This is a genomic window from Bacillus sp. MT94, from assembly GCF_058792475.1.
Window position 1 is genome coordinate 262,196 of the sequence record NZ_JBXAEZ010000002.1, and the last position, 17,554, is coordinate 279,749.

18 protein-coding genes are annotated in these 17,554 nt (G+C 35.5%); 7 read left to right on the forward strand and 11 right to left on the reverse strand.

The window, feature by feature from the left end; genetic code table 11:
- The first annotated feature begins 112 nt into the window (after nucleotides 1–112).
- Nucleotides 113–1,048 carry a heme A synthase gene (gene ctaA, locus AC1Q51_RS06945; protein ID WP_001188740.1) on the forward strand — a complete coding sequence of 312 codons (936 nt, stop codon included), beginning with the start codon at nucleotides 113–115 and terminating at the stop codon, nucleotides 1,046–1,048.
- Nucleotides 1,049–1,135: 87 nt separating this feature from the next.
- Here the strand turns inward: ctaA and pyc are convergent, their stop codons facing one another.
- The 3 genes from pyc to AC1Q51_RS06960 form a co-directional block, all read right to left on the reverse strand.
- Entirely contained in the window at nucleotides 1,136–4,582 is a 3,447-nt protein-coding gene (pyc, locus tag AC1Q51_RS06950; protein WP_000164055.1) for a pyruvate carboxylase, read from the reverse strand.
- A gap of 333 nt (nucleotides 4,583–4,915) precedes the next feature.
- On the reverse strand, nucleotides 4,916–6,094 hold the full coding sequence (locus AC1Q51_RS06955) for an FtsW/RodA/SpoVE family cell cycle protein (protein WP_016512362.1): 1,179 nt from the start codon (nucleotides 6,092–6,094) through the stop codon (nucleotides 4,916–4,918).
- Between the two features lie 125 nt (nucleotides 6,095–6,219).
- Nucleotides 6,220–6,507 (reverse strand): Fpa/YlaN family protein, encoded by a 288-nt coding sequence (locus tag AC1Q51_RS06960; RefSeq protein WP_000135694.1) that lies wholly within the window; start codon nucleotides 6,505–6,507, stop codon nucleotides 6,220–6,222.
- Nucleotides 6,508–6,662: 155 nt separating this feature from the next.
- On the opposite strand from AC1Q51_RS06960, the gene AC1Q51_RS06965 reads away from it, so the two are divergent.
- Nucleotides 6,663–7,160 carry a molybdopterin-binding protein gene (locus tag AC1Q51_RS06965; RefSeq protein ID WP_001289810.1) on the forward strand — a complete coding sequence of 166 codons (498 nt, stop codon included), beginning with the start codon at nucleotides 6,663–6,665 and terminating at the stop codon, nucleotides 7,158–7,160.
- Between the two features lie 31 nt (nucleotides 7,161–7,191).
- On the opposite strand, the gene AC1Q51_RS06970 is transcribed toward AC1Q51_RS06965, so the two are convergent.
- Together AC1Q51_RS06970 and AC1Q51_RS06975 are read right to left on the reverse strand one after the other, a co-directional pair.
- Nucleotides 7,192–8,520, reverse strand: a complete 1,329-nt coding sequence (locus tag AC1Q51_RS06970) for a PhoH family protein (protein ID WP_000358083.1) — start codon at nucleotides 8,518–8,520, stop codon at nucleotides 7,192–7,194.
- Between the two features lie 246 nt (nucleotides 8,521–8,766).
- Nucleotides 8,767–9,222 carry a pyridoxamine 5'-phosphate oxidase family protein gene (locus AC1Q51_RS06975; protein ID WP_000024600.1) on the reverse strand — a complete coding sequence of 152 codons (456 nt, stop codon included), beginning with the start codon at nucleotides 9,220–9,222 and terminating at the stop codon, nucleotides 8,767–8,769.
- Between the two features lie 145 nt (nucleotides 9,223–9,367).
- On the opposite strand from AC1Q51_RS06975, the gene AC1Q51_RS06980 reads away from it, so the two are divergent.
- Nucleotides 9,368–9,568, forward strand: a complete 201-nt coding sequence (locus AC1Q51_RS06980; RefSeq protein ID WP_002093346.1) for a YlaI family protein — start codon at nucleotides 9,368–9,370, stop codon at nucleotides 9,566–9,568.
- Between the two features lie 35 nt (nucleotides 9,569–9,603).
- Here the strand turns inward: AC1Q51_RS06980 and AC1Q51_RS06985 are convergent, their stop codons facing one another.
- From AC1Q51_RS06985 to typA, 3 genes are all read right to left on the reverse strand, one after another.
- A complete protein-coding gene (locus tag AC1Q51_RS06985) occupies nucleotides 9,604–9,879 on the reverse strand; it encodes a hypothetical protein (protein WP_090977166.1) in 276 nt (91 codons plus the stop codon).
- 14 nt (nucleotides 9,880–9,893) lie between these two features.
- Nucleotides 9,894–10,196 carry a YlaH-like family protein gene (locus AC1Q51_RS06990; RefSeq protein WP_000893662.1) on the reverse strand — a complete coding sequence of 101 codons (303 nt, stop codon included), beginning with the start codon at nucleotides 10,194–10,196 and terminating at the stop codon, nucleotides 9,894–9,896.
- Between the two features lie 148 nt (nucleotides 10,197–10,344).
- Complete coding sequence (gene typA, locus AC1Q51_RS06995; RefSeq protein WP_000914752.1) at nucleotides 10,345–12,189, reverse strand: translational GTPase TypA; 1,845 nt, start codon at nucleotides 12,187–12,189, stop codon at nucleotides 10,345–10,347.
- Between the two features lie 140 nt (nucleotides 12,190–12,329).
- Between typA and AC1Q51_RS07000 the strand changes: the two genes are divergently transcribed.
- On the forward strand, nucleotides 12,330–12,509 hold the full coding sequence (locus AC1Q51_RS07000; protein WP_000400123.1) for a DUF5325 family protein: 180 nt from the start codon (nucleotides 12,330–12,332) through the stop codon (nucleotides 12,507–12,509).
- A 32-nt stretch (nucleotides 12,510–12,541) separates the two neighbouring features.
- Here AC1Q51_RS07000 and AC1Q51_RS07005 read toward each other — a convergent pair whose 3' ends face one another.
- Together AC1Q51_RS07005 and AC1Q51_RS07010 are read right to left on the reverse strand one after the other, a co-directional pair.
- Nucleotides 12,542–13,345: an inositol monophosphatase family protein gene (locus AC1Q51_RS07005; protein ID WP_001158700.1), complete on the reverse strand. Its 804-nt coding sequence runs from the start codon at nucleotides 13,343–13,345 to the stop codon at nucleotides 12,542–12,544.
- 88 nt (nucleotides 13,346–13,433) lie between these two features.
- Entirely contained in the window at nucleotides 13,434–13,622 is a 189-nt protein-coding gene (locus AC1Q51_RS07010) for a YkzI domain-containing protein (RefSeq protein ID WP_001250164.1), read from the reverse strand.
- A 206-nt stretch (nucleotides 13,623–13,828) separates the two neighbouring features.
- Between AC1Q51_RS07010 and AC1Q51_RS07015 the strand changes: the two genes are divergently transcribed.
- Entirely contained in the window at nucleotides 13,829–14,455 is a 627-nt protein-coding gene (locus tag AC1Q51_RS07015) for a YktB family protein (protein WP_000155318.1), read from the forward strand.
- An 81-nt stretch (nucleotides 14,456–14,536) separates the two neighbouring features.
- Here AC1Q51_RS07015 and AC1Q51_RS07020 read toward each other — a convergent pair whose 3' ends face one another.
- Nucleotides 14,537–14,806 carry a UPF0223 family protein gene (locus AC1Q51_RS07020; RefSeq protein WP_000456546.1) on the reverse strand — a complete coding sequence of 90 codons (270 nt, stop codon included), beginning with the start codon at nucleotides 14,804–14,806 and terminating at the stop codon, nucleotides 14,537–14,539.
- A 369-nt stretch (nucleotides 14,807–15,175) separates the two neighbouring features.
- Between AC1Q51_RS07020 and speA the strand changes: the two genes are divergently transcribed.
- Nucleotides 15,176–16,648, forward strand: coding sequence for an arginine decarboxylase (speA, locus tag AC1Q51_RS07025; protein WP_000084899.1), 1,473 nt, complete (start codon nucleotides 15,176–15,178; stop codon nucleotides 16,646–16,648).
- A 75-nt stretch (nucleotides 16,649–16,723) separates the two neighbouring features.
- Nucleotides 16,724–17,554, forward strand: coding sequence for a protein-glutamine gamma-glutamyltransferase (locus AC1Q51_RS07030; protein ID WP_000635337.1), 831 nt, complete (start codon nucleotides 16,724–16,726; stop codon nucleotides 17,552–17,554).

The following is a 17,554-nucleotide window of genomic DNA, read 5'->3' on the forward strand; positions in this document are numbered from 1 at the left end:
TTTGCTATTTTATTATTTTTTATATATCATAGGAACTAGCGCGTTTTATTCTATACATAATGGAATGAAAATATTTCGCAATAACTTCATAGCAGAAAGATGGTGAAAGAGATTGCAACGCTTTATTAAATGGTTAGCAGTCATTACAAGCCTTGATTTATTAATAGTTTTATTAGGAGGCGCTTTAGTTACAAAAACAGGTTCTGGTCAAGGTTGTGGTAAATCATGGCCACTTTGTAACGGTGAATTTGTTCCATCTAATTTATCAATGGAAACTATTATTGAACTTAGCCACCGATTAACATCAGGATCAGCTGGAATTCTTGTCACTCTCCTTTGTATTTTGTCCTGGAAATATTATAAACATGTGCGTGAAACAAAAACGTTAGCAATTTTATCCTTCGTATTTTTAGTTGCACAAGCATTAATGGGAGCAGCAGCAGTTGTTTGGGGACAAATGCCAGCTGTACTTGCTATCCATTTCGGTATTTCCTTAATTTCATTTGCTTCTGTCATTTTATTAACGTGTCTTATCTTTGAAATTGACCAAAAATTTGATGCACGTTCTCTTATTATGGACAAAAAAATGAAATTTCATATTTATGGTGTAACAATTTACAGTTATATCGTCGTCTACACAGGTGCTTTAGTACGTCACGAAAGAGCTAGCTTAGCCTGTCCAGACTTTCCTTTATGTAGCAAAAACAGACCTATGCCAACTCAACTACATGAATGGGTTCAAATGGGCCATAGAGTTGCAGCAATGTTAATTTTTGCTTGGATACTTTACGCGATGATTCTCGCTATTCGTCATTACAAACAGCAACCTGTAGTATATTGGGGATGGATCATTTCATTTATCCTTGTTACACTTCAAGCTGTAGTAGGAATTTTAGTTGTATTTACAAACGCTAGTTTAGCAATGGCATTGTTACATTCTCTATTCATTTCTTGCTTGTTTGCCGTACTATGCTATTTAGTTATGTTAGGAACAAGAAGTAAAGTGAATGCAAAAGAAGCCGGATCAACTTCTAAACAAACAAAATAATTTAAAACTAAAATCCCTTGCCAATTCGGCAAGGGATTTTTTGCAATAAAGAAAAGAGCTGTATATTTACACAGCTCTTTTTTTATTTTAGTGATCTAATTCAATAAGTAAATCACCCGTTTGAATTGCATCACCATCGTTAACATATACTTTTTTCACTTTACCATTGAACGGCGCTTGAACTGTCGTTTCCATTTTCATCGCTTCTGTAATTGCCATAGAATCGCCTTTTTTCACTTCATCGCCTTCTTTTACAACTACTTTAATTACCGTTCCTGGCATTGTTGCACTAATGTGATTTGGATTTTCACGGTTTCCTTTCACACGTTGTGCAACTGTTGCTTTCACACTCTCGTCTTTCACGACAATTTCACGTGGTTGACCATTAAATTCCAAGTAAAGGACACGATTTCCATCCGGCTGTGGTTCTCCAATTGATACAAGTTTAACCATCAATGTCTTACCTTGTTCAATTTCCACATCAATTTCTTCACCTAGTCTCATACCATAGAAGAATGTCGGTGTATCAAGTACAGATACATTTCCATAAAGCTCAGCAACTTTTTCATAGTCCATAAATACTTTTGGATATAATGCATATGCAACTACATCAAAAATTGTTACTTCGCGTCCAAGTTTATGGAATAATTCTTCTTTTAACGCGTCGAAATCTACTGGCTCTAGTAGTTCACCTGGTCTTACTGTTAACGGCTCTTTCCCTTTTAAAATAATCTTTTGCAATTCTTTCGGGAAACCACCGTACGGTTGACCTAAATCACCAGAGAACATTTCAACAACAGATCCAGGGAAGTCCAAAGCATGTCCACGCTCTAAAACATCTTGTTCTGTCAGGTGGTTTTGAACCATAAATAACGCCATATCGCCAACAACTTTTGATGATGGTGTTACTTTTACAATATCTCCAAACATGTCATTCACACGACGGTACATTACTTTCACTTCATCAAAGCGATCTCCTAAACCAACCGCCTTCGCTTGTTGCTGAAGATTACTATACTGTCCACCTGGCATTTCATGCATATATACCTCTGTGTGAGGTGCATTCATACCACTTTCAAACGGTGCATAGTATTTGCGTACATCTTCCCAATAATGAGATAGCTTTTCTAAAGAATCGATATTAACATCTGGTTGTCTTTCATTTCCACCTAGTGCATAGAATAATGTGTTCGCACTCGGTTGTGACGTTTGACCAGCCATAGAACTCACTGCTACATCGACAATATCAACACCTGCTTCAATTGCCTTCGTATACGTTAATATACCATTTCCACTCGTATCGTGCGTATGCAGGTGAATCGGAATCGATACCGTCTCTTTTAATGCTGAAACTAAATCATATGCTGCGTTTGGTTTTAGTAAGCCAGCCATATCTTTAATACCTAAAATGTGAGCTCCCGATGCTTCCAACTCTTTTGCTAAGTTTTTATAATAATTCAAATCATATTTACTACGTAATGGATCATGAATATCTCCTGTGTAGCACATTGTTGCTTCTGCAATTTTACCAGTATCTCGTACAGCATCAATTGCAACTCTCATACCTTCTACCCAGTTTAAACTATCAAAAATACGGAACACATCAATGCCTGCTTGAGCAGAACACTCCACAAATTTTTGAATTAAATTATCTGGATAGTTTTTGTAGCCAACTGCGTTTGACGAACGTAGTAACATTTGGAATAAAACGTTCGGCATTTTTTCACGAAGATCTAGTAATCGTTCCCATGGATCTTCTTTTAAGAAACGATACGCGACATCAAACGTTGCACCTCCCCACATTTCAGCTGAGAATAGGTTTGGTAACATTCTCGCTGTTGGCTCTGCAATTTGATGTAAATCTTTTGTACGAATACGAGTTGCAAGTAATGACTGATGTGCATCACGGAATGTTGTATCCGTTAAAAGTACACGGTTTTGATCCTGTACCCATTTTACTAATCCATCTGCTCCACGCTCGTCCAAAATTTGTTTCGTTCCATTTTGGATTGGCTCTGAATGTTTTAAACATGGAATACGAGCATCTGGGAATATTGGCTTTTCTTTTTTCCCTACTCCTGGGAAGCCATTTACTGTTACTGAACCAATATAATTTAACATTTTCGTTCCGCGGTCTTTACGTTTTGGGAACAAGAATAGTTCAGGTGACACATCAATAAACGAAGTATCATATTCTCCTGATAAGAAGTTTTTATGTTTTACTACATTCTCTAGGAATGGAATATTTGTTTTAATACCACGAATACGGAATTCTTTTAAGTTACGTTCCATTTTTGCAGCAGCTTGCTCAAAAGTAAGTGCCCAAGTTGTAACTTTTACAAGTAAAGAATCGTAGTATGGTGTAATAACTGCACCTTGGAAGCTATTTCCTGTATCAAGACGCACACCAAAACCACCGCCTGATCGATACGCCATAATTTTTCCTGTATCCGGCATAAAATTATTTAGTGGGTCTTCAGTTGTTACCCGAGATTGGATTGCAAATCCGTGTACAACCACTTCCTCTTGCTTCGGAACACCTACTATTTTACTATGTAATGCATGTCCATCAGCTATTAAAATTTGTGATTGAACGATATCCACTCCTGTGATCATCTCTGTAATCGTATGTTCTACTTGAACACGTGGATTTACTTCAATAAAGTAAAACTCATCATCTTTTACAAGGAATTCTACTGTCCCTGCATTTAAATAGTTTACATTTTTCGTTAACTTCACAGCAGCATCACAAATACGCTGACGCAGATCATCTGAAAGTGATACACTCGGTGCTATTTCTACAACTTTTTGATGGCGACGTTGTACAGAACAGTCACGCTCGTATAAATGAACAACATTGCCTTCTTCATCTGCTAAAATTTGTACTTCTATATGTTTAGGTTTTTCAACGAATTTTTCGACGTAAACTTCATCATTACCAAAGGCTGCTTTCGCTTCTGATTTTGCTCGATTATATGATTCTCCTAATTCCTCACTAGTACGCACAATACGCATACCACGACCGCCACCACCAAGGGACGCTTTAATAATAATCGGGTAATCATACTTTTCAGCAAATTTTTCGACTTCTTCTAATGAATCTACTGGACCATCACTACCAGGTATAACTGGAATTTGTGCTAGCTGCGCTTGTGTTCTTGCTTTCACTTTATCTCCAAACATATCTAAATGCTTACTTTTCGGACCGATAAAGATAATTCCTTCTTCTTCGCAACGTTTCGCGAATTGAATATTTTCTGACAAGAAACCATATCCAGGGTGGATTGCATCTACATGATTACTTTTTGCAATCTCAATAATGCCTTCAATATCTAGATAAGCATCAATTGGTTTTTTTCCTTCCCCAACTAAATAGGACTCATCGGCTTTATAGCGATGATAAGAACCACTATCCTCTTTCGAATAGATTGCAACTGTTTTTAATCCAAGTTCCGAACAAGCTCGAAACACACGAATTGCAATCTCTCCACGGTTAGCTACCAATACTTTTTGAATACGTTGCAGCTTTGTCATGATTTTCCCCCTCTACTTTCCTACCACTCTAGAGATAAAATATATACACACTTTAAAAAGCGTGAAGTTCTTCACTTTCCACATTATATTATACTTAGAAAGCTTCACTTTATTTTTATCCATCATACCTTATTTTTTAACAAATGATAAGTTTTCTGTGCAATTTGTTTCACAAAAATAGTATAGCATACCTCTTCCTTTTCTAACAACTTAATTGTATATCACATTTAAACAAATGTGATACATCTTTTAACTGAAAGAGAAATTAATACATCATATTTAAAACTACTTGAAAATAAAAAACACATCCTGCTCTAAAGCACGATGTGTTTTTTATTTTACAACTACAAGATGTGGTCCATTTTGTTCTCTTTCTTTCATTAGACCATTCTGTTGTTTCTCTTGTCGTTTCACGTGACTAGCAATATTGAGTAGTATTCCCATTGCAAGTAGATTAGCTAATAAAGAACTTCCGCCGTAACTAACAAACGGTAATGGTACCCCTGTTAGCGGTATTACTCCAGACATACCACCGACATTGATAAACGTTTGAACTCCAAACAAGCTTGCAATTCCGATAGCTATTAAACTTCCAAATGGATCTGTACACTTTTGTGCAACTCTAAATGACCGAATAATAATAAGTAATAAACAGATTAAAATGATAGCTACACCTATAAAACCAAGTTCTTCAGATATAATTGCCATTATAAAATCCGTTTGCGGTTCTGGTAAATAACCATATTTTTGTACACTATTCCCTAAACCTCTACCATTAAGTCCTCCAGAAGCAATTCCAATAAATGAATTCACTAATTGAAATCCATCCTTTTGAGGATCATTAAACGGATCAAGGAAAACAGAAAAACGTGCCTTTTGATATGGATTTAATGCATAATTACCAAGAAGATATAGTGCCGGAATCCATACTATAGAAGTTAAAGCAATTCGTTTAATCCATAAGTTAACCTGTACTCCCGAACAAAGAAACATAATTCCTACTGTTCCTGCAATTAACAAATCAGTACCTAAATCATTTTGCTTTAATATTAAAAACATGATTATACCAACACCAATAAGTACTGGACCTGACCCTTTGGAAACAGGTGTATTCGTTTCTTGTCTTTTGGCAAAGAAATGAGCTAAGACAAGAATAACTGTTATCTTAACAAATTCTGCAGGCTGTATTCCAAATATCCAGCCGTTTGCACCGTTTACTTTCTTAGTGAAAAAGGCAGCTGCAGCTAATAAGGCAACACTAGCACCGTAACTCCCCAACAAAAAAATTCGTTTTCTCCAAACTTTATATGGGATAGTAGCAATAATTATTAATACTATTGTCCCAACAACTAAAGTAATTAATTGTCTTTTAAAAAAGAAATTTGCTGGTTTATCAAATCTCGAAATCGCAACAATGGAACTAGAACTATATACCATTATTACTCCCAGCACACATAAGATAACAAGAGGAAGTAACAATGAATAATCCATTGATTTCCATACTTTTTTCATTTCATTTCCTCTTTCTGTTTCAATTTAATTATTGTTGTATTCCATATGTACATTGATTCTTCCTGCTTTATTATACAAATAAAAAGCCCAAACTAATTTAGTTTGAGCCCCCTTATTTGAACCCGTTATTGTTGTTTGTTTGTAAACGCTTCATGAAGTGCAGATAACTCACGTTCGAGCTCACCTAACATTGCTTTCCCTTGTTCTTCTGCAATAAGACCAAGGCGAACTGCAAAATCGACCTCGCGGGATAGTCCAAACATTTGTGTGTCTAACACTTCTTCATATAATGGACATTGCGGCATTGTAAGATGGTCCATTTGCACCTTAATAAGTCTTAAAATCTTCTCTGCATCCGCTTGTAGAAGGGCTAGTGCCTTTTCCTGATGATTTGCTACTGTCTCAGACGCCAAATTGATTCCCTCCGTTTCCGTCCTACTCTCCTCTATCCTATCTATTAATATTAGCGATAGTTTTAATAAATTGCAATAGAAACATTTTTTGTGACAACAGTGTCTAATGCTATTATACTGAAAAGTGGGAGTATAACACAAATGGGGGAACAACAATGAGCGAAATTTTATTTATTAACGGAAAAGTACGTTTTCCAATCACTATTGATCCAACTGTTTGGATCTTTGATGATCGAAAAGTAGATTTGACAACTTACTTTGATGAAACTAGAGAAAACACGTCTGAACTAGAAACTTATTTAAAAAACACTTCAGAACATTGGGATCGTGAAATTCGTGATGGTGCTGCCTTCCCGCCGATACAACAAAGTGTAAAGAAATATAAAAAAGAACAGCTAATTACTGGAACATTTGGTATACCATTTCATCCATTCCTTGCTAACGCTGAAATTTTAGAGGACGCTACGCAAGTTGAAATTGAAACTGTAGATCATACAATGACACTTCCATTAGAAACTGTCAAAAATGCTATACTAGGTTTTTCAAAAGAAGGAAAGCCATTAAAAGAAGACGGACCTGTTCATCTCTATTTCAATGATGGATCTAATCGACAAAATCCAATCCGGAACATCCGTAAATTTACAATTATTTAAAGAAAAGGAGTGAGCTTAAGCTCACTCCTTTTTACAATAAATCTGCTGCTAGTTGAGCTAAATTAGATCGCTCCCCTTTAACAAACTTCACATGACCACTAATGCGCTGTTCTTTAAACTTCTCTACAACATACGTTAAGCCATTATTATATTCATCTAAATATGGGTGATCAATTTGCTGAGGATCTCCCATCAATACAATCTTACTCTTTTCCCCTACCCTAGTTAGTATCGTTTTCACTTCATGCTTTGTTAAATTTTGTGCTTCGTCAATGATAATGAACTGATCTGGAATACTTCTCCCGCGTATATAAGTAAGGGCTTCTACTTCAATCGAACCCATTCCAGCTAAAATAGCATCTAACTCTCCTGGCTTTTTCGTATTAAATAAATACTCTAGGTTATCAAAAATTGGTTGCATCCATGGTCTTAACTTTTCTTCTTTTTCTCCTGGTAAATAACCGATATCTTTTCCGACTGGGACAATTGGTCTTGCAACGAGTAATTTTTTATATAACCCTAAGTCTTCTGTTTGCATAAGTCCCGAAGCTAACGCAAGTAACGTTTTTCCTGTGCCGGCTTTCCCCGTTAATGTTACAAGCGGAATATCTTCACGAAGCAACAATTCTAACCCCATAATTTGCTGCACGTTTCGTGGTCGTATCCCCCACACTTGTTCATTGTGAAAAATAAGTTTCTTTACCTTCTTACCTAAGTGATCCACAATGCCAAGCGCAGAACTAGAGCCCCCTAATGCATCTTTCATTACTACAAATTGATTTGGGTAAAAAGGGTGATTCGCAATTTCAGATAGAGGCAATTCACCTTTCTCATAAAAATAATCCAATTGTTCTTTTGATATATATCCTTCTAAAAAGCCAGAATATATATTTTCTACTTCAATTACGCGATCACTTAAATAATCTTCAGCCTTCAAACCAATTGCATCAGCTTTTACCCTTACGAGTACATCTTTACTTACTAAAATAACAGACTTCCCGTCCTCTTTTTCCTGTTCTTCTAAAGATAGATTTTTTGCTACAGCTAAAATTCGATTATCATTTGTTTTTTCTACAAAAATATCTTGTAGTTGCACAAATGAACGATGGTTTAATTCAATACGAAATGTTCCGCCATTTTCTAGCGGGATACTTTCATGCAGCTTTCCTATTTCACGAAATTTATCTATTAACTTAGATACATAACGAGCATTTCGTCCTACTTCATCCATATAACGTTTTTTCGAATCAACCTCTTCTAATACAACTGCTGGAATCACTACTTCATTGGTTTCAAATGAAAAAATAGATAAAGGATCCTGCAAAAGTACATTCGTATCTAACACATAAATTTTATCCAACCTGTTACCCCCTGACTCCACTTTTAAATTTGTAGAACAAGGGTTTCATCCATAAAATATGGACGAACCATTGTTATAATTATATGTACCGTGTAAACGAGGTAGAATCGAAAATCATAGTCATTAAACCTTTTATTTATTCTTTATTCATTTCTATTCAATATATTACTTTTTATTATAATTATTAACGTTAAATCACAATAACCGATTACAAAAGTGAATAAACGAATTTCTTATTTAGCACATTTATAATTCTCTTATTCCTACTAGCACTTCGTTATCCAGCTTTTTGGCCGCCCGAAGATCGTATGTTTTTTCATATGTTGGTTCAATTGCAAGTTTCGCTCCATAAAACATAACATCACGTACTTCTTGCACATTAACTTCTATTACAGTTAATTTCAAAGAAATACCTTCCATTCTATCTGTCAAAATTTCACCTGCACCACTTATGGAAAATACGGATTCATTCGCCATTATAGTCAATACTACACCTGTATTATGCCTTATATTTTCCACAATACGTGAACGTTGATCTACTGCAAATCGAATACTAGTTTTGCTCACTGCATACACCCAAGAAATAGCACTTACGTTAGGAACTTGTTTTTCGAAATCTGTCGTTGCTATCATCACAATACACTCTTTACGCAACGTTTGTACTAAACCCTCTGTTAAAGTAGGCTCTACTACATTCGCCATATTTTCACCTCCAAACATACTTGGTATATCCTTATCATAACTTATTTTTCGAATTGCGAAAATATTATTTTTTCCCACTATTATTCAAAAACATTATACTTCCATGATATACTTATACTGATAGAATTCGTATTGAGGTGACGAAATGAGAGTCAAATGTATGATTTGTGATAAAAAAGATATGTTAGATGATGAAAATCCTACGGCAAAAAAACTGCGTAATCGCCCTATTCATACATATATGTGCATGGAATGTTCGGAACGAATTGCAGAGCGTACAATGGAACGTCATGCAAGTGGTAATTTCCGATTATATCGTGATAAAAAAGTCGAAGACGATTGGTAAAATGTAAATAAGTCCTTACTCATATAGATAAGGACTTATTTATATTTTTCAGGCTCAAGATTCATTTGATCCAAGAAACAATCAATGGCTTCTAGCGGAAACCTTGCAGATTTCCTTTCCCCATTCATTTCATATGTAATTAAATACATTTCCTCGTTCTTTTTAACTTCCACATCTTTTAATTTATGTTCTTCATATATCATATTTTGAAATAACAAATACGTTTCTTTTGCAGCACTATCATCCGGACGTGCTTCCGCAACTGTTTTAATTGTTAACCAATTATATAGTGCATCTTGTACTGAACGCATAAAACTTCGCCCCCTCACCCTGCTTTTTGTTGTTTCGCTTGACGCAAACGCAATCTATAAATTCCAAGTACAATTGCCGCTACAACAAGTCCTTCTCCAACAGGTAAAAATACAGCAAAAAAGGTTAATACTGTACATCCAATTGCTAATGATATGTATATTACTATATTTTTTAGTACAGACAACTTTCTAGCAAATCCTAAATTATAGACGAGAGCACTTAATATAATAATCGTCCCATAAAGTAACCACATTCCTAACTCTGGATTTTCATCAACTTTACATAATTTCGCAAAAAAAGACATTCTTTCTAACACTATTTATCCCCCCTTCTCATAAAAAACAAAATTTCTTTATGTACTTAATACAAGAGTAACCTGCGAAAAAAATACTGTCCACTAAAAAGAGTAAATATTCTAAAAAATAAACATAAAAAAACAGCTACCTTAAAGGTAGCTGTTTTTTTTATGCTTCTACAGATTTCTTTTTCTTAGCAGCTCTTTCACGTTCGCTCTTATCAAGAATCTTTTTACGTAAACGAATTGATTCTGGAGTTACTTCACAGAACTCGTCATCGTTTAAGTACTCTAATGACTCTTCTAGAGTCATTAAGCGTGGTTTTTTCATTGTTGAAGTTTGATCTTTCGTTGCAGAACGAATGTTAGTTTGTTGTTTCATTTTCACAACGTTAACTGTTAAGTCGTTCTCACGAGTATGTTCTCCTACGATCATACCAGCATATACTTCTGTACCTGGTTCAACGAAGATTACACCACGGTCTTCAACTTGCATAATACCGTATTGTGATGCTTTTCCTGTTTCAAGTGAAACTAGAACACCTTGGCGACGTCCACCCACTTGTCCAGCATGTACTGGTTGGTAGCAATCGAATGTATGGTTTAAAATACCGTAACCACGAGTTAATGTTAGGAATTCTGTTGTGTAACCAATTAAACCACGTGCCGGAACCATGAAAGTAAGGCGAACTTGACCGTTTCCGTTATTCACCATATCTAACATTTCACCTTTACGTGCACCCATTGATTCCATAATAGAACCAGTGTATTCTTCAGGAACATCGATTTGTACGCGCTCTACAGGTTCACATCTTACGCCATCGATATCTTTAATAATTACTTCAGGCTTAGATACTTGTAGTTCATAACCTTCACGACGCATGTTTTCAATTAAGATAGATAAATGCAATTCCCCGCGTCCAGATACGATCCATGCATCAGGAGAATCTGTATTATCTACACGTAAACTTACATCTGTTTCTAATTGTGAACGAAGACGCTCTTCAATTTTACGAGATGTAATAAATTTACCTTCACGACCTGCAAATGGGCTGTTATTTACAAGGAATGTCATTTGTAGCGTTGGCTCATCAATACGTAATAATGGTAAAGCCTCTTCATGCTCAACCGGACATACCGTTTCACCTACGTTGATGTCTTCCATACCTGAAACAGCTACTAAATCTCCAGCTTTTGCTTCTTCAATTTCTTGACGTTTTAATCCAATGTAACCGAATAATTTCGTTACGCGGAATTGTTTTACACTTCCGTCAACTTTCATTAAAGCAACTTGTTGTCCAACCTTCATTGTACCGCGGAATACGCGTCCAACTCCAATACGTCCAACGTAGTCGTTGTAATCAAGAAGTGCTACTTGGAATTGAAGTGGCTCTTCGCTGTTATCAACTGGTGCTGGAATATGTTCGATAATTGTATCGAATAATGATTTCATATTCTCTTCTTGATTTGCCGGATTTGAATCCAAGCTTGCTGTTCCGTTCATTGCTGATGCAAATACAACTGGGAACTCTAATTGATCTTCGTTTGCACCAAGTTCGATGAATAAGTCAACTACTTCATCAACTACTTCATCAGGACGAGCGAAGTCACGGTCAATTTTGTTTACAACAACGATTGGAGTTAAGTTTTGCTCAAGAGCTTTCTTTAAAACAAATCGTGTTTGTGGCATACAACCTTCATATGCATCAACAACAAGTAGAACACCATCAACCATTTTCATGATACGTTCTACTTCTCCACCGAAGTCAGCGTGACCTGGTGTATCTAAAATGTTAATTCTTTTATCTTCATAGTGAATCGCTGTATTCTTCGCTAAAATTGTAATACCGCGTTCTCTTTCTAGATCATTTGAATCCATTGCGCGTTCTTCAATATGTTCATTCGCACGGAATGTCCCCGCTTGACGTAATAACTGGTCAACAAGTGTTGTTTTACCATGGTCAACGTGGGCAATAATTGCTATATTACGTAAATCTTGTCGTTTTTTCAACATGTCCAACTCCTAATGTCTTTTTAATCCTTCTCTATTATAAGAGCGAAGGGGATACAATAGCAATTAAAATAAAAGCAAGAATGAAAATATAGTTGTATTCTTACTTTTGTGAAAGTAAAATGAGATTGGAGGGTGAAGAAATGGAACACATTCAATATCGCTTTTTATTAACCGCAATTATCGGTGTTATTTTCTTAATCGGTATCGGCATTATGATTGCTGAAAATAGTCCAATCGGTATTATTATTTGCATTATCGGTACATTTGTTGCAGTTGGATACGGTTTTGTAACAAAAAGAAAAATGCGCAAATCACAATAACGCTAAAAAGTAAGAAGCTTATACATAGCCTCTTACTTTTTTTGTGGCTCTGATATAAAAGATAACACTTCTTCATACACTCCTGGTTTTGCAACTAGCACACTGCTCTTCTCTATGATAGAAAGTGACGCTCCAGAGAATGTCGTTACCTTCCCTCCAACTTCTTCTACAATTATCTGTCCTCCGCCAAAATCCCATGGTGATAATCTCGGCGTTACATATGCATCTATTCTTCCTGTTGCAACGTACACCATCTCTAACGCTGCACAGCCATACGATCTCGTGCCCCTTGCTTTCTTAACAAGTGCCATCATACTTTCCATATTAAGCAATGGATTATCTGTAAGCCATATCGCATTTAAAGCTACAATACCTTGCTCTACAGTTCCTTTTTCCAATGGAGGAATTGATATATCATTACAAAAAGCTCCAGATCCCTTGACTGCATGATATAGTTCATCATGTACTGGATCATAAATAAGTCCAATCTTTCCGATACCGTTCTCATAAATCCCAATTGAAATTGCAAAATTTCTTTTTTGATGAACAAAGTTCATCGTGCCGTCAATTGGATCAATTAACCAAACAACCCCGTCAGAAGACGTTATCTCGTCTCCATAACCTTCTTCTCCTAAAATATTATGATTCGGGAATGTTTCTTTAATTTTCCCAATTAAAAACTGTTCTATCTCTCGGTCCATATTTGTAACTAAGTCAGCTGCATTGGATTTTGTTTCTATAATAAGTGCTTTTTTCATGGATGCTATTAAATGCTCTCCTGCATCCCGAATCCACCGTTTGGCGTGTGCATCGATGTCTTTCCATACTTCTTGCATGTTTAAACACTCCGATCTTTACTGTTCACAGAAAAAACGAACCCTTTATAAGGTTCGCACCAACTAATTTTTTATACATATACTATTATTACGCTTCTAAACGAATCATTTCAAGTCTTAACACTTCTAACTTTTGTACACACTCTTCTTTTTTCTGTTTATCATCTTCCATCATCGCATCATATAAAGTTGCTAATTCATAATCTAGCTCCAAACGTAGCACCGGTATTCTCTTTTCGGCATCTGTTCTCTTTAACGCATTAATCACCTGTCTCATATTATTTGCCTCCTCCCAATATTCGTCTGCCCTCGGACTAGAATTAATTTAATTTTCTGATTTTTTGTTTTATACTATACTATGTTGGATAAATCATCTATGCAACAAAATTATATTTTTTTATTTAAATTTTTTTGTGCTGTTTTTTTTATGAATAGTACAAGCTATGCTAAAATAAAAGCAAAATAGGAGTTGGAGGAACAATCATGACAATACAAACATTCAAGTCAACTGATTTTGATGTCTTTACAGTTGATGGTCTCGAAGAACGAATGAGTGCAATTAAAACGAACATTCATCCTAAGCTAGAAGCTTTAGGGGAACAATTTGCAGAATACTTATCCCAACACACTGATGAGAACTTTTTTTATCATGTTGCAAAACACGCACGTCGCAAAGTCAATCCACCAAACGATACTTGGGTTGCTTTTTCAACAAATAAACGAGGATATAAAATGCTACCGCATTTCCAAATCGGCTTATGGGGTACTCATGCCTTCATATACTTTGGTTTAATCTATGAGTGTCCACAAAAAGTTGAGACGGCTCATGCCTTCTTAGAACATTTAAATGATTTAAAAACAAATATTCCAAATGACTTCGTTTGGTCCATTGACCATACTAAACCAAGTGTGAAATTACATAAAACACTTGAAACCGAAGACTTACAAAAGATGATTGAACGACTAGCTACTGTAAAAAAAGCAGAATTATTAGTTGGTATTCATATATCACCAGAGGAGTTTTCAGCAATGACCAACGAACAATTCCTTGCTAAGATTGAATCTACGATGCAATCACTCCTTCCTTTATATGCACTTTGTAATCGATAGTAGAAAACGGACAATTTATATTGTCCGTTTTTAGTTGTTATCACATTATATCACTTCAGTTTTTATTTTTCAAAATATTTTTTACATTTTTACAAGCTTTTGTTCTTCGACTTCCTTTGCTCTTTGAATAGCACGATATATAGAGTATCCACTTACTTCTTGAAACTCTTTATCAATTTTCTTTTCTTCTGCTTTCGATGGAACAATCTCTTTAAAACGACGATATAAACCCATTAATTCTTCTCTTATAATTCCTTTTTCATAAGCTTTCTCAATTGCTTCATAAAACTTCACAATAATAACCATTTCCTCATTTGACCAATCATAATCTAACGGATATTGATATTCCATTTCGCACCTCATTTATCATTTCTTCTTGTTTCATTATGCTATCTTAAAGAGAATATTTTATTCTTCATTATAGCCACTCTGCATTATACACTATTTATTCATTTTAATGGAATTGTCTTCCTCTATTCATTAGTTGAGGCTAACTATTAAACATACTCACCTTAAAAATATTTTTTTCTATACATCTATAATTATTGGTGATATAATGCTTTTGTTTTATAGAAAATAAAGTGAAGCTACCATCTCAAAACCGATTTTTTGAATGGCAGAAAAACAAGCCTCATTCTAAAAAAAGAACTTACCTTTTTTAGAGCAGGATTATATAAAACAAATTATACTAAATATTATGAAGAAGAAGGGGTGTATAGATTGTCCCAATACGAAACACCATTGTTTACCGCTTTAGTTGAGCACAGTAAGCGAAATCCAATTCAATTCCATATTCCTGGTCATAAAAAAGGACAGGGCATGGATCCTACATTTCGCGAATTTATTGGGCATAATGCATTAGCAATTGATTTAATTAATATTGCGCCACTCGATGATTTACATCATCCAAAAGGTATGATTAAAGAAGCACAGGATTTAGCAGCCGCTGCATTCGGTGCAGATCATACTTTCTTTTCTATTCAAGGTACAAGTGGCGCTATTATGACAATGGTGATGAGCGTTTGCGGTCCTGGTGACAAAATCCTAGTACCACGAAACGTGCATAAATCAGTAATGTCAGCTATTATTTTCTCAGGTGCAAAACCGATTTTCATGCATCCTGAAATCGATCCGAAACTCGGTATTTCTCATGGAATCACAATTCAATCTGTCAAAAAAGCACTTGAAGAGCACTCAGATGCAAAGGGCTTACTTGTTATTAACCCAACGTACTTTGGATTTGCTGCAGACTTAGAACAGATTGTACAATTAGCACATTCTTATGACATCCCTGTACTAGTCGACGAGGCTCATGGTGTTCATATTCATTTTCACGATGAATTGCCGATGTCAGCGATGCAAGCTGGTGCAGACATGGCAGCAACAAGTGTTCACAAATTAGGAGGCTCTTTAACTCAAAGTTCTATTCTTAATGTGAAAGAAGGCTTGGTGAATGTAAAACATGTCCAATCTATTATTAGCATGCTTACAACTACATCAACTTCTTACATCTTGTTAGCATCACTTGATGTTGCGAGAAAACGTCTTGCTACAGAAGGAACAGCACTCATAGAACAAACAATACAATTAGCTGAACATGTTCGTGATGCTATAAATTCTATTGAGCATCTTTACTGTCCTGGAAAAGAAATGTTAGGTACAGATGCTACCTTTAACTATGATCCTACAAAGATAATTGTATCTGTAAAAGATTTAGGTATTACCGGCCACCAAGCTGAAGTATGGCTTAGAGAGCAATATAACATTGAAGTAGAACTCTCAGATCTATACAACATACTATGTCTTATCACTTTAGGAGACACAGAAAGTGATACAAATACACTTATTGCAGCATTACAAGATTTAGCAGCAACATTTAGAAATAGGGCAGATAAAGGTGTTCAAGTACAAGTAGAGATTCCAGAAATTCCAGTGCTAGCACTTTCTCCTCGAGATGCTTTTTATTCGGAAACAGAAGTCATTCCATTTGAAAATGCAGCGGGTCGTATTATAGCTGATTTTGTTATGGTTTATCCGCCAGGGATTCCAATCTTTACTCCGGGGGAAATTATTACACAAGAAAACTTAGAGTATATTCGTAAAAACTTAGAAGCAGGTTTACCTGTACAAGGTCCTGAAGATATGACATTACAAACATTACGTGTTATTAAAGAGTACAAGCCTATCAGTTGATAGGCTTTTTTTTCACCTTTTTTCCTTTTCTTCATACGATACTAAAGAATGTAACGTATAGGTGGGGATACTATTATGATTGTAATAGGCCGTTCTATTGTACATCCTTATATTACAAATGAATATGAGCCATTTGCAGCAGAGAAACAACAAATTTTATCAATAATGGCAGGAAATCAAGAAGTTTATTCCTTCCGAACAGCTGATGAACTCAGCTTTGATCTCAATTTACGAGTTAATATTATTATCTCTGCACTAGAACTTTTTCAAAGTGGATTTCAGTTTCGCACATTTCAACAATCCTTTTGCAACCCCCAGTATTGGAAAAGAACATCCCTTGGAGGATTCGAGCTTCTTCCAAACATACCACCTTCTATTGCCATACAAGATATTTTCAAAAACGGAAAACTATATGGAACTGAATGCGCAACCGCTATGATCATTATTTTTTATAAAGCTTTATTATCATTGTATGAGGAAGAAACTTTCAATCGTCTATTTGCAAACCTTTTACTTTATACATGGGACTACGATCAAGATCTAAGACTCATAACAAAAAACGGTGGCGATCTTGTTCCAGGTGACCTCGTTTACTTTAAAAATCCACAAGTGAATCCAGCTACGATTGAGTGGCAAGGAGAAAACACAATCTATTTAGGAAATTTCTTTTTTTACGGACATGGCGTAGGTGTAAAAACAAAAGAAGAAATTATTTATTCATTAAATGAACGACGAGTCCCTTACGCTTTTATTTCAGCTTTCTTGACCGATACTATTACCCGTATAGATAGCCGTATAATGAGCCAATACGCTTCTTCTAGTACACCACAGACATCCATAAGCTTTATTCCAATTAGAGATGATGCAATCGTTGCAACAGTTGGCCATACAACTACAATTTATTAA

Coding starts and splice junctions, on each gene's coding strand:
- pyc (WP_000164055.1), bottom strand. CDS start 4,582: ATGACAAAGCTGCAACGTATTCAAAAAGTATTGGTAGCTAACCGTGGA.
- AC1Q51_RS06955 (WP_016512362.1), bottom strand. CDS start 6,094: ATGAAAAAAGTATGGAAATCAATGGATTATTCATTGTTACTTCCTCTT.
- AC1Q51_RS06965 (WP_001289810.1), top strand. CDS start 6,663: ATGAGCGAAATTTTATTTATTAACGGAAAAGTACGTTTTCCAATCACT.
- AC1Q51_RS06975 (WP_000024600.1), bottom strand. CDS start 9,222: ATGGCGAATGTAGTAGAGCCTACTTTAACAGAGGGTTTAGTACAAACG.
- AC1Q51_RS06980 (WP_002093346.1), top strand. CDS start 9,368: ATGAGAGTCAAATGTATGATTTGTGATAAAAAAGATATGTTAGATGAT.
- AC1Q51_RS06985 (WP_090977166.1), bottom strand. CDS start 9,879: ATGCGTTCAGTACAAGATGCACTATATAATTGGTTAACAATTAAAACA.
- typA (WP_000914752.1), bottom strand. CDS start 12,189: ATGTTGAAAAAACGACAAGATTTACGTAATATAGCAATTATTGCCCAC.
- AC1Q51_RS07000 (WP_000400123.1), top strand. CDS start 12,330: ATGGAACACATTCAATATCGCTTTTTATTAACCGCAATTATCGGTGTT.
- AC1Q51_RS07005 (WP_001158700.1), bottom strand. CDS start 13,345: ATGCAAGAAGTATGGAAAGACATCGATGCACACGCCAAACGGTGGATT.
- AC1Q51_RS07010 (WP_001250164.1), bottom strand. CDS start 13,622: ATGAGACAGGTGATTAATGCGTTAAAGAGAACAGATGCCGAAAAGAGA.
- AC1Q51_RS07015 (WP_000155318.1), top strand. CDS start 13,829: ATGACAATACAAACATTCAAGTCAACTGATTTTGATGTCTTTACAGTT.
- AC1Q51_RS07020 (WP_000456546.1), bottom strand. CDS start 14,806: ATGGAATATCAATATCCGTTAGATTATGATTGGTCAAATGAGGAAATG.
- AC1Q51_RS07030 (WP_000635337.1), top strand. CDS start 16,724: ATGATTGTAATAGGCCGTTCTATTGTACATCCTTATATTACAAATGAA.